Source organism: Myroides odoratus (assembly GCF_965118575.1).
Taxonomy (GTDB): Bacteria; Bacteroidota; Bacteroidia; order Flavobacteriales; family Flavobacteriaceae; genus Flavobacterium; species Flavobacterium odoratum_B.
Genome location: NZ_CBCPHW010000032.1, coordinates 1 through 15,154 on the forward strand (window position 1 = coordinate 1; position 15,154 = coordinate 15,154).

The window sequence follows — 15,154 nt, forward strand, 5'->3', positions numbered from 1 at the left end:
TAAAACGGCTCCAGGATTGGGAACATGCCCTCCAATACTAAATCCCAATTCTTGCGCTTGCATACTTATAGATCCTAAACCTATTAAACAAATACTTAGTAAAATTCTATTCATAATACTTACTTTTTTTTTATTCTATAAGATTAATTTATAAAAAACAAAGTTAAAGTAAATCAACAATACCTACATAATATGATTTATTTTAAATAAAAAAACGCAAAATATAATAAAAAACAAAACATACACTATTTTTTTACACTTAATAATAGAAATAATGAAATCCCATTAAATTGCTAATTATTCGCATACAATCATTTTAGAGTATGAGAAAATCTATATTTTAGAAAATACACAAATGACGCTATCCTCAATAATAAAATAATCCCAAAATGCGTATAATCAGAAATATTTGGATTTTAAACATTTCGGATTTCTATTTTTTGGATTTTGCAAATAAAAAAGAACAAAAACTAAAAAAAAAGTCGAGTTATGCCCTCTTCTGTTAAAGTATACCTTCAGTTTGCTTAACAGAGTGAACCAGAGAAAGCTTGGGTGTCTGACATTACTTATATTGTTGTTAAAGAGAGGTTTATTTCTAACTACAGTACTAGATTTATTCGATGGAAAGGTGATTGGATGGAGCTTAAACAAAGATATGACAACAGAAAACACCACCTTGGAAGCCTTTAAAAGGGCTAAAAGGAATAGATCTTTTAAAAAAGGGTTAATCTTTCAGTCTGACCAAGGAATGCAAATTACAAATGTGCTAACTATTTAGCGTCTTATAAGGCCAATAGAAGTATGAGTAGAAAAGCAAATTGTTGGGATAATGCCGTAGCGGAATGCTTCTTTAAATCCCTAAAAGTGGAGATGATTTATGGAAAGTTAATATTGAGTACAAAACAAATGAAAGCTAAAGTTTTTGAATATCTAGAAATGTATACTAAAAAACGTAGACACTCCTCCTTAAACTACCAGACAATCAACGAGTTTAATCAAACAATAAATATTAATAAAGCTGCTTAACTAATAGTTCGGATTTCATTAGGATATCCAATGAGCTCTATACTTGCAACAAAATCCATAAATCAAGATAAATATCACGCTTGATAGTAAAAGTCTTTGACCCAAAAAACCAAACAAATCTAATTCAACACCCGAATAAAATGAGTAGAGATAAAGAACACAGTGTGACCAATAACTCTGGCACAAGTACGTCGGAATCAGTGGCACAAATCGAACTGAAATACCCCCTACTTTATCCCTTTTCTGAATAGATTATCCCTTTACTTCGAAGTACCTTACTCATTATCAATTAAAAACCCTCGAAGATGAAAAAAACAACCCTTTCTTTAGAGTCGCATTACTGGAATCCATCGCATATTGGATGCCCCTATGCCTTGCTTTGCTCCTGTTTTGAGCAAGCCGATAGCGCCTATTATCAAACCGCATTGCTTGCCTACCAGCAGTATGCCCAAACAACACTTACCTATCCCAATACAGCTATATCTACTTTAATATGGGATGCCAGTGTGATGCAATCCCTATTCAGAGCTGCATATCAGATTTACTGCAATCCCAAGGTCTATCAGCAAAACCTAGCCCAACCCCCTCAGTTGATGGCCAAACCAAAACTTGTGTATCTAAGTAAAAAAGAAGGCAAAAACCCCTATTTAGTCTTTCAACAGCTGTTTCGCACCTTTTCTTTAGAACAAATGAGTCAAGCATTTTTTGATTTGATACTTGCAACACTAGACCCTGACACAAAAATCAGCTCAACCCGTCACAACGTATCCCCTATTCACTATCTCTTGGTAATAGAAGCCGCAGAAGTGCTACACAAGCGCATTTCCCCTGTAGGCTTACTCAATTAAAACAACAAAAAAGGTAACACATCTGGAGAAAATGCGTTACCTTTTTATAGTCACTTGCAAGTTACAAGTTGTATTATTTGTCTTGTGTCCACTTTTCTAAGCGCTGCATCATTTCTTCTTTTTCTTTCAGCATGCGCTCATAAAGGGCAATCTTATCTTCATGAAGTTGAATTAATTTATCAATCGGATTATTATTATTCATTATTACTCCTACTGCATGATCATTAAATGTGCTCGAAATAATATTAATCGCTTGCTGTTCATCAAAATTCTCAATCGCTTCTACGGGAATTTGCAATACTTTCGAAATTTGCTGTAAGAGCACGGGTTCGATCACCGCTTTTTGTTCTAGCAAAGAAATTTTCTTTTGGTTCCAATCCTCTCCTAAATCAAAAGCCAAGACCTCTTGTTTGATTCCGAGCATTTCTCTAAAGCGCTTTACATTTCTTCCTTGGTGTATTTTGTTTTCCATAATTCAACATTGAGTTTGTGCTAGCTCAAAGCTAACGCTTTTGATTAAAAAGATTGATTATTATTTGTCTTGTGTCCACTTTTCTAAGCGCTGCATCATTTCTTCTTTTTCTTTCAGCATGCGCTCATAGAGAGCAATCTTTTCCTCATGAAGTTGTACAATCTTATCAATTGGATTATTATTAAATACTGGGTTATAATTTATCAATCCTTGAGTATCATTAAAAGTACTTGAAATAATATTAATCGCTTGTTGTTCATCAAAATTCTCAATTGCTTCTACGGGAATTTGCAATACTTTCGAAATTTGCTGTAAGAGCACGGATTCGATCACTGCTTTTTGTTCTAGCAAAGAAATTTTCTTTTGGTTCCAATCCTCTCCTAAATCAAAAGCCAAGACCTCTTGTTTGATTCCGAGCATTTCCCTAAAACGCTTTACATTTCTTCCTTGGTGTATTTTGTTTTCCATAATTCAACATTGAGTTTGTGCTAGCTCAAAGCTAACGCTTTTGATTAAAAAGATTGAATCGTAAAGTTAGTAAATTATCCGCTAAACTAGTCTACCCTAGAGGATATTATACGTTTACTATTCACCCATTTAAAAGCAATTACATGCACGATTCAATGAAAGGCAAACCTTGCTTACTCCATCTTCGCTTCGTTTCTCCTCAGTTGCCTCATTACCTACTCACTACCTATTCACTCAAAACAGCAAGCATACTCGTACTACATGCCGTATCAATTTCATTGGTTAAGAAGAACCAAATAACACAATTTGCAGCATCAAAGCCAAGTGGTAACTGACTTGTAAATTGTCTAGCCTTTCGCAAGGCGACCTTCTCAAAGATCTGCATCTGTTGATTGTGTTTATTGAATACAACAACGGTAAGCAGATCACTATCTTTGGCTAAAGTTCCTCCGGCATAATTCACCCAGGATAGCGTAAGATTTTCATTTTCAATTTTTACCGTTTCCATCACGATCGAAGGGAAAATTCCCTTGCTCACGATTACCTTTTCCATCACTACAACAAATTCTTGTTCTTGCTCGTCCAACTGGTCGGTTGCTTCGTTTAAGTGGTAGGATAAAGCTAAATTTACTCTTGATTTAAGCCCTTGTTTTGATCCAAAATAACGATTCAGCAAGGGATTTAACTGGCGCAAAAAATTGGATATCAACCTAAACTTACTGCGTTGATTGAGCTGAAGCCCCGTAGCTCGCTTACTGCTTTTGCGAGGTAAAGTGCGAATAATGTTTTTCCCTCTCCAAGTTGCACCGACCACCGTACCGATTTTTCCACTCACGCCTCCTAAAATTCCCTGTTTAATTTCTGTGCTGATTTTTTATTTTCTAGTTAAACTTCCTTCTTGCTTTCACTACTACAGCCAGCTTGTAGGGTAAATGTTTCTCAAAACTATAAAAGCTATTTTACACCTGAAACTCCAACTAACGAAAAACGTCGAAAATCGACAAAAAGGAGAATAAATAGACGTAAATAGTCAAAAAAAAGACAAAAGTAGAAAAAATAGTATTTTTTTGTCTAAAGTGAAAAATCAACAAACTGATATTCAATCTTTTATCTCGAGTAGTTTTGAGTTTGTTTTACTCTTGTTTTACTCTTCTTCTACTCAGCCCTGTGTTTACAAGGGTTTGCCGTGATTTTCCAAAACAAAACTAAAACAAGACTAAAAGAAAAGTTGGAATTGCTTGTTGCTTTTTTGCTTTTTATGCATTTTTGTGATTGACTGCTGTGCTTGAACATTCAGGGTTCACTCATAACCCATAACCCATAACCCATTTCTCATAACCCATAACCCAGCTAACACTTCTTCAGCGTTTAAGTGGAATCCACCCGAGCAAGTACATCTTTTGAGGTTTAACTATTATTCTACAGCCTTTGTAATTAGCTTCTTGTAGTTATTAGGGAATAAATCTCCTAAGGAATATAAGCCTAGATTTGATGAAGAATTTAAATTCTTCATCAAATCTGAACATAATAAGAATTATTTATCGAATTTAGAGGTGTCCTAAAATGGGGAAGCCTACAAAACCAAAGAAGGATTTATATACCTTACAACTATTATGGATTTGTACGACAGAAAAATTATAGGCTGGAGTTTGAGCGACGGAATGAGTACGGATGAAACTACGCTTGGAGCTTGGAAAATGGCGGTTAAAAACCGAAATATTGAAGAAGGTTTGATTTTTCATTCCGATAGAGGTGTCCAATATGCGAGCAAAAAGTTTGTAAATGTTCTTGATTCTTATAAAAAATAACCCGCAGTATGAGTCGCAAAGGAAATTGCTGGGACAATGCGGTAGCGGAACTGCGAAGCACATCATGAATACTAAAACAAATATAAACGATGAATAAAGCTTTTTTAAATCCCTGAAAACTGAATTGATTTATGGAAACAAACTGATTTCTAAAGAACAAATGAAACTGGAAATCTTTGAATACATTGAAATTTGGTACAACAGAAAAAGGAGACATTCCGCTTTGAATTATGCAACTATTGAAGAATTTAATAATCAAATTAATTACAGAAATGTAGCTTAACTTAATGTGCAGTTTTTATTTGCATATCCAAATTAATAGTATGGCTTAATAAAGATGGTATTGAAAGTTATTTCTTACCTCAAGTATTTTCTACCTTGAGGAGGTATTACTTTATACATTTTGTTCTATTTTTAAATTACAATACTCCTATTGTAAATAGCCTTAAATAATTTAATTTGATTGAATAATATTTAATTTTGTTCTGTACAATAACAACATGATCAAACTTTATTATCCCATAACTACAATTATAGTAAAACCCCACTTCTTTATGTCGAAGTGGGGTTTATTTGAGTGCTATTCAATATAGAACCGCTAATAACTGTTGTTTTAACACAATCAACCTCAAAAATCACTAAAATTGATAAAATGATCTATTTATAAAGGTTAACTAAATTCTTTTAAAATGAGAATCTGTTTATCAGAAAAAAACTTTTCCTACATCTCCAAAAGTTGGTAAATACGATCTACTGATAACAATAGGATCTTGGTCATAACTACCTTTAGGATACAAAGTAACCTCAACTTTCACCACATATCTATTGTCGTAAATTCCCTTTTTCAAATGTCTAATAGGAGTTTTAAATGGACCTTGACCTGTTGATACTGGTGGCCCACCTACACCTTTATATGTTTCAGCTCCAACATTACTATAAATTTCATTTTGGGCATCTTTATACACCAATGTTCCATTAAAACTTAAATGGTCGTGGAAGCCAGCTGTTGTGGCATTATTATTCCAATTGTTTTCATTTTGAAATTTTTTATAAACAAAAACATTAGTTTTCACTTCATATCTTTCTATTTCTGATAGTACAGTAGGGTTTATTTTTACTTTAATTGAGCTTTGGTCTAAAGATACTGTTCTAGAAAAGTCAACTAAATCTCCATTTAAACTTTCATCACCAAAGGCATAAACAGATAAATTTATTTTAGGCGATTCCTCCAAATTCCAAACACCTAACGGATGATTGTATAATGGTCTTATTCCTGAATTACTTATTGTGTTTCCGGTTGGAATAGGCAAGTTAGCAACAGGTAAAATATTGTTACCATTGGAACTAGTAATAGAACCATTCATTGTTACTTTTCCATGTGTTTTAAACTCAATCTTTTGAGTAGTTGTACTTGTGCGTTCTTTTTTACCTATAAATGAACCAAATATTAAATTTATCCCTTTGGAAACTATAGCAGTAACGCCTCCTCCAATTACTCCTGCACCCATTTTAATAACACCATTGGTAATATTGTCTTTTATATATTTCGTTGCAGCATTACCTGCTCCTTTTGCTACATTATTTGCAGCGGTTTGAAAGGGATTAGTTGTTGATGCTGTTATTATGGTTCCTTCTGAGTTTAAATCAACATTTCCCTCTAACATTACATTGGATATATTTTCATTGTAACTAGATATTGACATCTTTACATTTTCTATACTTTCATCGGTATAGGTAAATTCTGTTTCAAATACATTCCAGCCTCTAGTGATAAGTTTATTATTACCTAAAAGAGATTCATTAACTATGTTAGAACTAACATATAGAGGATTGTTTATTTTATGGTTTATTGGGTAGGCAAAATAATTAGAATTATTAAGCAAGGCATTATTTCCCGTAACTTTCAATCCCCAATAACCATTATTCCCTAATGTTACAGTTTCATTTAAATAATAAAAAACACGTAATATACCGGTGAATTTATTATAAAAAATCAGATAATTATTACCCAAATCATTTACGTTTTCGGTTAAGTTGTATATTAATTCCCAACCTTTATCTCTTTGATAATCATCTGTTATGTAATTAGGTATTGCTGTATTAGCTCCTGATATCCAAGGAAGAGTTCGTTTATTCCCACCAGGTAATGTTATTTCAGTCTCATTTTCCCAATCAAAATTTCCAAGAGACCTTAAACCATTTTGTAATTGAAAATTTTCGGAAGTATCTTTTTTTGAATAGACTGAACTTTCATTATCGCTGGAACATCCTATAGCGAACAAAATTACAATAGGTATAAAAGCTATTTTTTTCATAATTATTTAACTTTAATATGTTGTTTTGTAAACATAATTATTTTTTTTTAATTATAAAAATATATTAATTAACTTATTTTTTTATTTTAAATATATATTATTAAAAAAAGCCTAATATTTAATAGCCCACATAATAAACAATCAACTCTTAAAAATAAAAAATAAAAAGTACCTGCTTTGTATATATTACTTACTTCTTTAACAAGCCAATTAGTTAAAAAACAAACTTAATTTAACTATCAATTCTATAATTTTTTATTAAAAAGGATTTTTATGTTTAAGCTAAAAAGAAAATTGGATTGCAATAAAAATAAAAATGGAAGCAGTATCATAATCATTCCTGTTGTCTTTAAAAAAATCCATCTAGAACTGAAAATCGTACAACTAGTATGAAAGTGTATTGGTGAGTGGTACGCTAACCTGTCTTTTTAATACTTTTATTTAAAATACTTTGAAAATGAAATAGTTAAGTTTTAAATATTTCATAAGATTTCCTTATATATAGCACAACATAATTAAAAAGTGTTGTACAAATTGAGATGACCGCAAGATGATTGGTTGGACTGTAAGCAACAGAATGTTTGCAAGGGCAGTGTCTGATAATTTTGATGCGCGTAGAGAGCAAAAGGTATTTCACTCCGAGATAGTAGTTGATAATGAAAAAGGAAGGAAGGAAGGAAGGAAGGAAGGAAATGAATACCTACCAAAAGATACCAACAGATAACTTCATTTACAGATGCTAATGGAAATGATACTTTACATCAGTCCATTCAAGCCAATTACAAACAGTTTAAACAAGATATTGAGTCTATTATAGAAGATGAGCTTAAACGCATTGAAAATAATCCTGATTTGGTTTACTCTTATTTAGACAATATTTTAAAGCAACATCTACAGCAGTATAGCTCTGAGATTACTCAGTATTTTAATGACAAATTCAAACCTATTTTATAATGAAAAAAAATAATCACTTAGGAAAATCTACTCAAGTGCAGACTACTAAAAGTATAGAGAATTATGTAGATACTTTTTTAAAAGAAGTATCTTCTAAAGCAAAAGATGGCAAAACGATTTATATTCGACCTGAGTTCCATAAGAAGTTAACCCGTATAGTTCAAGTAATAGGTGAAAATAAGGTATCTGTCTATACTTATCTAAATAATCTATTAGAGCATCATTTCAATGAGTTTGAACAGCAAATAACAACGAGTTTCAATGAAAAGAATAAACCTATCTTTTAGTTATTTACCACTTAATATACTGTCACAAAAAGAATAGTAGTTCTTTTCAACTATGAAAAATCAATAAAGCTTAATTCTTCACTAAAACTATTATTGAAAATATCAAAATCTTCAATAATAGTTTCACTTTTCAATTTTCTTTGCAAGTAATTATCGAAAGACTGCATCGATTTATAATACCTAAAAGAACTTTTATTGAGTTCATATTGCCTTTTCTGATTTCCTATTTCCTTAAAATAACTTTTTACTAAATCTGTAAAACAAGCTTTACTAGAGCTAAAATGTCCGTAAAACTCAATCAATGTGCTTATATTCAGAATTAAAACAGGTTTAATAGACTGAAAATCATTTTTAAATTCTGAAAACGCATTAACTGATTGTTCATTAATAAAATTATTTGTACCTAAAATATTATAATTTACATCATCCGTAAGTATGATAGGATAGATATTTAATCTTTTTACTTCTTTAATATTTAGTATATCCGTTATTTCTTTCTGATTACTAGGATCTTTTAATTGTTTGATTTGATTTACTATTTGGTATACACCTTTGCTTTTACCTTGTAGTTCTTTTCGCGAAAGAAAATTGGCTATTAAATCATTTCTATATTTATCGAAATTAAAGTCTTCTAAAGTTTTAGGATTAATACTTGTCATTTTAACTTCAATCACAAGTAAATCATTTGTAGAGGTTTTAACAAGAAAGTCTTGATATTTTGTATCACTATATATTAACTGATTTTGATGTTGAAAAGTTTTTTCTAATAACGTTTTACATAAAAATTCTTCAAAATAAACTTTTCCTATGTATGACTGAAAATTATTCCATTCTTTAGGTTTTTCATTATAACCAAAAAATCTATAAAAGAAACCTTGATTAATAGTATACTGAAAATAATCAAAATCAAGTATTACTACCTCTTCTTCACTAATTTCAAATAAAGGTCTTGGAATAATAGTAAAGTTTAAAGTTATCTCTTTTTGTTTAGAAAGGAAATTATTACACAGATACCAATCTTTCAGAAAATTTACAGGAATACTATTCTTATTCAAAACAAAGATTAAATTGTCTTTATCTGATTGATAGCATAAATCAAATAAATATTTACAGATATTCCATGGTGATCCAATTTCGTATTTTTTACATAAATCAATTGTTTCATTTTTTAAAAGAGGATTAATACTAAGAAACCTACATATCAGTGCAAATTTGATAAAAGATACTATTGGTTTGGTGGATCTTATATAACCTTGCTGTAGTACACTTAAAGCAAATAAACCTTCGAAACTATTTAAGTTACTTTCTGCTTCTAATTTATTATTGTATTTTTTGTTAAAAATAAGAATTGTTTTAAATAGATCAAGTGCAAACTCATGATATGGAATATCTTCTTCTTGTGTTTCTCTGTAGTTACTTAATATACTTTTAAGTAACTCTGATATATGCTGGGAAGCAAAAAAAGTCCCAATAGTTAGTCTATAGTCATAATCGGGAATAAGCTTTCTCACTAATGCTAGATTACCAAATAAAACCTGTTCAAAAATCTTGTGATTAGCTTCTGTAGTTCTATAATTATTAATGATAATATTGATATTAGAAATTTTAATTAGAATATTCTTTGTGGAATACCTTCTTAAAAAAAGAAAATCATCAGTTGGTATTTGTGATGCAAATACTTCATTATATTCATATACTACTCCTAATTCTTTCATATCTTAATATTGGTTAATATTCTAATTTAGATAAAAGATTACTTAAATAAAAATATGATCTAAAATAGATAGGATAAATTAAATAACAAAGGCACCTTATAAGATGCCTTCATCTGCAAAAGAGTAGTAACTCTCTGCTGTTATAATTAAATGACCTAAAAGAGTAATATCAAGTGTTTTACTTGCTTCTTTAATCTTTCTTGTAATTTGTCTATCAGCATCACTCGGAGCTAATTTCCCTGATGGATGATTATGTACAATCAAAAATGCTGTAGCATTCGCTTTTAAAAGAGCTGAGAAGATGATTCTTAAATCTACTATTGTACCTGTTATTCCTCCTGAGGAAGCTTCTAATACTCCAAGTACTTTGTTATTGTTTGAAAGCATAAGAACTTTAAACTGTTCTAATAATTCAATCTTATTACTATCCCAAGCTTTTAATGCTATTTGATATGCACTGTAAGAAGATGTAATCTGAGGTCTCTGTGAAGCCTTGATTTTTGATTTGTAAATCAATTCTACTTCTGATGCGATAAGCCATTCTGTGTTTAAAACTGTAGTTTCCATAATATTAAATTTTTAAATTAATTATGGAGTCACAACTGGTAATGGCTTAGCGAGCGCAAGAAGCAACGCAATAAAGCGAAAACTTTAGTCAAGCATTTATGGGAGAATTTCTTGCTAGCGAACCGCTAGGCATTGCCTAACTTTGTGCAATTCTTATATTAAAAAATAAAACTATACAAAACTTAGTCATATAAATTATTTCTAAAATTCTATCTGTAAAAGAAAAAGGGTAGAACACTCGCCATAGTAATTCTCAATCGCTTCATCAGATTTCTTGAATACCTTATAAATCTGTAATGAAAGTAAGTTGTTAACTAACTATTTCTATTCGCATAGAAAGACTTTTTTTACTTAAAGCAATCATATATAGTGTTTTACATTTGTTTTTTTGTGTTTTTTTAGATTCGATAATTAATAGTTAGTTTTATGAAGAGTAGAAGATAAATTTAATGATTTAGTAAAGTTTAAAAATTATCTAGTAAAACATTCCAAAATTAGATTATTAATGTATACTTACTAATTTAGTAAAAACAACTTATTGGAAGTTCGCCTTTGCTCAAATTTAAAAAAGAACTATACAATCAAATAAAAAAGATAAGCACTACCTAACTATTTATTAATATGTTACATTATAATATTGATGATTTAGAATTAAAAAACAACTCAGAAAACGAACAAATAAGAACAAGAAGAATGTTCGAAGATTTATTGTTTAAATGTAATCAGTCTACTTCTCTTTCTGAACATGAAAAGGATTTTTTATGTTTGGGCTTAAAACTTTCATTATTAAATGATGGAAATATTACAGATTGCCCTTGTTGTCATAACTATAAATTTAAAATGATCTATCATTCTTATTTTCATGATCTCAGTGGAAATGGAAGATATGAAAAAGTACGTAATGGAAAAATTTACCCTCCATCACAATACGAGATAAAAAAAGACCTATTATTTCTAGAGAAAACAGCTAATCAATGGCAGAAAACTATAGAAGTAACAAATCATCCAAACGAATTATTACAAGAGGTTTCAAAAGAGATAAGATCAGAATTAAAACAAATCGAGAAAAATAAAGGTTTTATGTTTTTTAAACGTGAAAAAGATAATTATACTTTTCATAAAAGAAATTTACTACTTCAATCAAAATATATCTATACTACAATTTTACTTATGTTAGAAAAACTATCTCCTCAAGATTTACAATTTACTTTCAATGGTGAAACCATTGAAAGTACAAATTATAGTTTAGTACATATATTAAATAGACATTTTTCACAAATCATTAAACAAAATAAAAATAAGACTTATCACTCCGAAGATATTGATTTCATGTTTTTTCCAAAACAAGTAAAAGAAATCTTTAAAACCATAGAAGACAGTAAATTACTAGAAACTGAATCTATAGAGTCCGTTTTTTATAAAAAGGGGTAATCCATAAATGCTATCTGGATTAAAGAAAAAACAAAACAAGTAAAAGATTTAGGTAATACTAAATATTATCGCTTAGAAACTTTTTATCCCATAGAAAATGATGTTGTATTACGAGATAAAGGGCTTCAGTATATAGAAATAGAAGATGGTTTTGGAATATACAAACCTAATACAAATTAGAAAATAGTTTTGTAAGAACAAGATATCTCAGTAATCTAAACAGTTGCTGAGATATTTCCTTTAAGGCCAAACTCTCCTACTCTATTCCAACAATCCTATTCTCCATGGATCTCCATATACCTTAGTCGTTTAACCTAAAAACAACTATTATGGACAATCAAATCACAAAAGAAGATTTAAGGCTGTTTAGTCAAATAATCATTACAGAATTAAAAGAATTCTTTAGTCAGAAATCAAATGAGACTTCATTTGAATGGCTAAGGACAAAAGTCGCAAGGCAATTACTTAGTATTTCAGCAGCTTCACTACAAACACTTCGCATTAGTGGAAAGCTTAGATATCGAAAAATACTTGGCTCCTATTATTATAATAGAGCTGATATTGAAAACCTTTTTAATGAGTAGTATATGAGCATCTCAACTAAACTACTTCGTTATATAGTAAAGCTTAAAAATGATGCTAGACTTAATGTTTGGCATTTTGCTTTACTTCTCGGGATTATTCAGTTTGCATTTTTACAAAAAAAATGCAAACTAATTAGAATAAGCAGGCGTAAACTGATGAAATACGCTCATATCAATACCTTACCAACATATCATAAATACTTAAAAGAACTCCAAGAATTGGGTTATATAAAATATACTCCCTCGTATCACCCTGACATGCGTAGTACAGTTGAATTATTGCATAAAAGCCTATGATTGTACAAGGGAGTGATTACTATTAAACTAACTTAGTTATAGTGAATACTATAACTAAGTTAGTTTTGTATATTGGCTTTAATTAAAGCCAAGTGATTATAAAGATTTTGTTTTTAATCATATATACTATAAACCGAAAATAAATTCTCTATTTTTTTATTCAGAAATTCACATTGTTTTTTTGCAATAAACTCATGATAGATTAACCCTTGTAAAAAAGGAATTTCGAGGTCTAAATTATCAAATGTATAGCCACGATCCTGATTAGCATACATGTACTCTTGCTTAACTAAAAATCGAACATACTTATTTCTCATATCATAACTTTGTATGTATGCATATCCACAGATATCTTTGAATTCAACATTTTCTATTAAGATATCAGTATTATCCTTTATAAATTCCTCAGCATAAATCTTCGCATTATTTTTACATTCTTCAATTACATTTATTACTCTCATCTCTTCCTCTCTACTCAATCCATCATATTTATATGTATAAAATGCAGACTGAGGTAAATTTTCAATACTTGTACATTCTATATCTGATTGCATAGTTTTAATAGCTTCGTCTAAAACGAGAAATTTGATTTTTGTGGAAAAATCATGTGAACCATAACTTCTAAATCTATCTAATTGATGTTCTACAATCTCACTTATTTCTTCTGCTTCTACAGATGTTTTAACTGTAATTACACATTCTTTAAAAGAATCTAAATCAAATACATTCAATCCATTTATTTCATAATAGACATCATATAAAGAATTTGTTATTATTAATTCAGTATTTACTTTTACTCTCCATTCTCTTTCATGAGTCCAATCAATGGTCTTAGCATTAGAATTCAAATTCAAATAGACATATCTGTATTGTTCATTTAATGGTAGAATTGATTCATCTAATATGCGTTGACCACTAATTTGTTTAGAGACTTCTACCGATAGCCCTGATATTACAGGCCTTCCTCCTATATTAAATAAATCTTCTTTTAATACAGCTATTCCATAAGTTGAAATCTTAGGGTTTTTCTTGTGTTCTTTTTCATATTGGATAATATTGAACAAAGGCATTTCTGTGAAACATACAACTGGCTGATTTCCATAAACAGTAGGGATTCCATTTCTATAGGAAAGACTGGACCTTATAGCTCCTTCTTCAATTATATTTTTTAAAATATCAAATTCACTTACAAATTCATCATCATCAATTAGAGGAAACTGGGGGACTTCATCTTGAGTAGGATAATGTTTTAGATTAGGTTTTCTAATACCATGAAATAAGTACTTGGAAATATCAGTTCTCATAAATATATGTGTTTTAAAGATATTTATTGCTTTATCTCAGAAAGATAAAAATTAATAATTATATCGAAGCTATCATCATCTTTAATCTTTTAGTTTCAAAAAAACATACTCCCTCGTATCACCCTGACATGCGTAGTACAGTTGAATTATTGCATAAAAGCTTAGATTGTACGAGGGAGTAATTACTATTAAACTAACTTAGTTACAATATCTATTAACTGAGTTAGTTTTTCTTGATTAAGATCTAGTGACTCAAGCTTTTCAACTAAACTCTTATACTCTGCAGTTCTCTTAGTAGCTTGTCCTTCTAACTTGCCTTTTAAAATCTGCATTTCACTCTTGATAGCTTCCTCTTCAGTTAGAGCGTATTCCTCTGTTTGTTTAACAGAGTGATGACCTAACATCTCTTTTACCACATGAATAGGTACCCCATTGCCAAGAGTTACAGTACTACCAAAAGTTCTTCTTGCTTTATGAGTATTTAACTCACTAATTTCACATAGTGAAGAAATCTCCTTTAGATAGGCATTCATCTTTTGATTAGAACGAACGGGAAGAACTACATCTTTTCCAATACAATCAGGATGGTCTTTATACTTATCCATTATCTCAATAGCTTTAGGAAGTAGAGGAATAGTAATATTAGCATCCGTTTTTTGTCTATTAGTTCTTATCCATAAATTACCTTCTATGTCTTTAGTAATATCACTTTTCTGAATTTTAAATACATCAATGTAGGCAAGACCAGTATAACATTGAAAAACAAACACATCTCTTACAATAGATAGTCTTTCATTATTAATCTCTTTTTTCTCTAAAATAGAAAGCTCCTGTTTACTCAAAGGCTTTTTATTAAGCTTAGTCTTCTTAGGCTTGTATTGTGCAAAAGGATTAGAAGGAATAATTCCTTTTGCAACCGCTCTTAAAACAATCTTCTTAAAGTTTGAGATATACTTTATAGCCGTATTGTTAGAACATGCTCTAACGGTCTTTAAATAGTGTTCATATTCAAGGATAAACTCATGATCAAGTTCTTTGAACTCAATATCATCTTTATTGTAAACCTTTTTAATAAACT

The 15,154-nt window shown here is 30.0% G+C and carries 14 protein-coding genes and 1 pseudogene; 7 read left to right on the forward strand and 8 right to left on the reverse strand.

From position 1 onward, the window contains the following. Window positions 1–801 precede the first annotated feature (801 nt). On the forward strand, window positions 802–1,026 hold the full coding sequence (locus ACMHJ2_RS17290; RefSeq protein WP_413514109.1) for an IS3 family transposase: 225 nt from the start codon (window positions 802–804) through the stop codon (window positions 1,024–1,026). 305 nt (window positions 1,027–1,331) lie between these two features. Next, window positions 1,332–1,874 carry a hypothetical protein gene (locus ACMHJ2_RS17295; RefSeq protein ID WP_413514110.1) on the forward strand — a complete coding sequence of 181 codons (543 nt, stop codon included), beginning with the start codon at window positions 1,332–1,334 and terminating at the stop codon, window positions 1,872–1,874. A 73-nt stretch (window positions 1,875–1,947) separates the two neighbouring features. On the opposite strand, the gene ACMHJ2_RS17300 is transcribed toward ACMHJ2_RS17295, so the two are convergent. From ACMHJ2_RS17300 to ACMHJ2_RS17310, 3 genes are all read right to left on the reverse strand, one after another. Next, complete coding sequence (locus ACMHJ2_RS17300) at window positions 1,948–2,346, reverse strand: XRE family transcriptional regulator (RefSeq protein WP_413514111.1); 399 nt, start codon at window positions 2,344–2,346, stop codon at window positions 1,948–1,950. A gap of 60 nt (window positions 2,347–2,406) precedes the next feature. After that, entirely contained in the window at window positions 2,407–2,814 is a 408-nt protein-coding gene (locus ACMHJ2_RS17305; protein WP_413514112.1) for an XRE family transcriptional regulator, read from the reverse strand. A 226-nt stretch (window positions 2,815–3,040) separates the two neighbouring features. Further along, window positions 3,041–3,649, reverse strand: a complete 609-nt coding sequence (locus tag ACMHJ2_RS17310; protein WP_413514113.1) for a DUF6266 family protein — start codon at window positions 3,647–3,649, stop codon at window positions 3,041–3,043. Window positions 3,650–4,394: 745 nt separating this feature from the next. Between ACMHJ2_RS17310 and ACMHJ2_RS17315 the strand changes: the two are divergent. Further along, window positions 4,395–4,905: pseudogene (locus tag ACMHJ2_RS17315) on the forward strand (IS3 family transposase); the annotation flags it as partial. Between the two features lie 421 nt (window positions 4,906–5,326). On the opposite strand, the gene ACMHJ2_RS17320 reads toward ACMHJ2_RS17315, so the two are convergent. Next, on the reverse strand, window positions 5,327–6,937 hold the full coding sequence (locus ACMHJ2_RS17320) for a hypothetical protein (RefSeq protein ID WP_413514114.1): 1,611 nt from the start codon (window positions 6,935–6,937) through the stop codon (window positions 5,327–5,329). Between the two features lie 852 nt (window positions 6,938–7,789). On the opposite strand from ACMHJ2_RS17320, the gene ACMHJ2_RS17325 reads away from it, so the two are divergent. Together ACMHJ2_RS17325 and ACMHJ2_RS17330 are read left to right on the forward strand one after the other, a co-directional pair. After that, window positions 7,790–7,891 carry a DUF3408 domain-containing protein gene (locus ACMHJ2_RS17325; protein ID WP_413514115.1) on the forward strand — a complete coding sequence of 34 codons (102 nt, stop codon included), beginning with the start codon at window positions 7,790–7,792 and terminating at the stop codon, window positions 7,889–7,891. Continuing rightward, window positions 7,891–8,178: a DUF3408 domain-containing protein gene (locus ACMHJ2_RS17330; RefSeq protein WP_413514116.1), complete on the forward strand. Its 288-nt coding sequence runs from the start codon at window positions 7,891–7,893 to the stop codon at window positions 8,176–8,178. The genes ACMHJ2_RS17325 and ACMHJ2_RS17330 overlap by 1 nt, the downstream gene beginning before the upstream one ends. Window positions 8,179–8,228: 50 nt before the next feature. Here ACMHJ2_RS17330 and ACMHJ2_RS17335 read toward each other — a convergent pair whose 3' ends face one another. Both ACMHJ2_RS17335 and ACMHJ2_RS17340 read right to left on the reverse strand, forming a co-directional pair. Further along, window positions 8,229–9,893, reverse strand: a complete 1,665-nt coding sequence (locus tag ACMHJ2_RS17335) for a hypothetical protein (RefSeq protein WP_413514117.1) — start codon at window positions 9,891–9,893, stop codon at window positions 8,229–8,231. A 96-nt stretch (window positions 9,894–9,989) separates the two neighbouring features. Next, on the reverse strand, window positions 9,990–10,460 hold the full coding sequence (locus tag ACMHJ2_RS17340; protein ID WP_413514118.1) for a JAB domain-containing protein: 471 nt from the start codon (window positions 10,458–10,460) through the stop codon (window positions 9,990–9,992). Between the two features lie 621 nt (window positions 10,461–11,081). Between ACMHJ2_RS17340 and ACMHJ2_RS17345 the strand changes: the two genes are divergently transcribed. Beyond that, entirely contained in the window at window positions 11,082–11,891 is an 810-nt protein-coding gene (locus ACMHJ2_RS17345) for a hypothetical protein (protein ID WP_413514119.1), read from the forward strand. Window positions 11,892–12,220: 329 nt separating this feature from the next. Beyond that, a complete protein-coding gene (locus ACMHJ2_RS17350) occupies window positions 12,221–12,475 on the forward strand; it encodes a helix-turn-helix domain-containing protein (RefSeq protein ID WP_413514120.1) in 255 nt (84 codons plus the stop codon). 410 nt (window positions 12,476–12,885) lie between these two features. On the opposite strand, the gene ACMHJ2_RS17355 is transcribed toward ACMHJ2_RS17350, so the two are convergent. Continuing rightward, a complete protein-coding gene (locus ACMHJ2_RS17355) occupies window positions 12,886–14,076 on the reverse strand; it encodes a hypothetical protein (protein WP_413514121.1) in 1,191 nt (396 codons plus the stop codon). Window positions 14,077–14,264: 188 nt separating this feature from the next. Then, window positions 14,265–15,154: site-specific integrase (locus ACMHJ2_RS17360; protein WP_413514122.1), on the reverse strand; the 890-nt coding region annotated here is incomplete at its 5' end.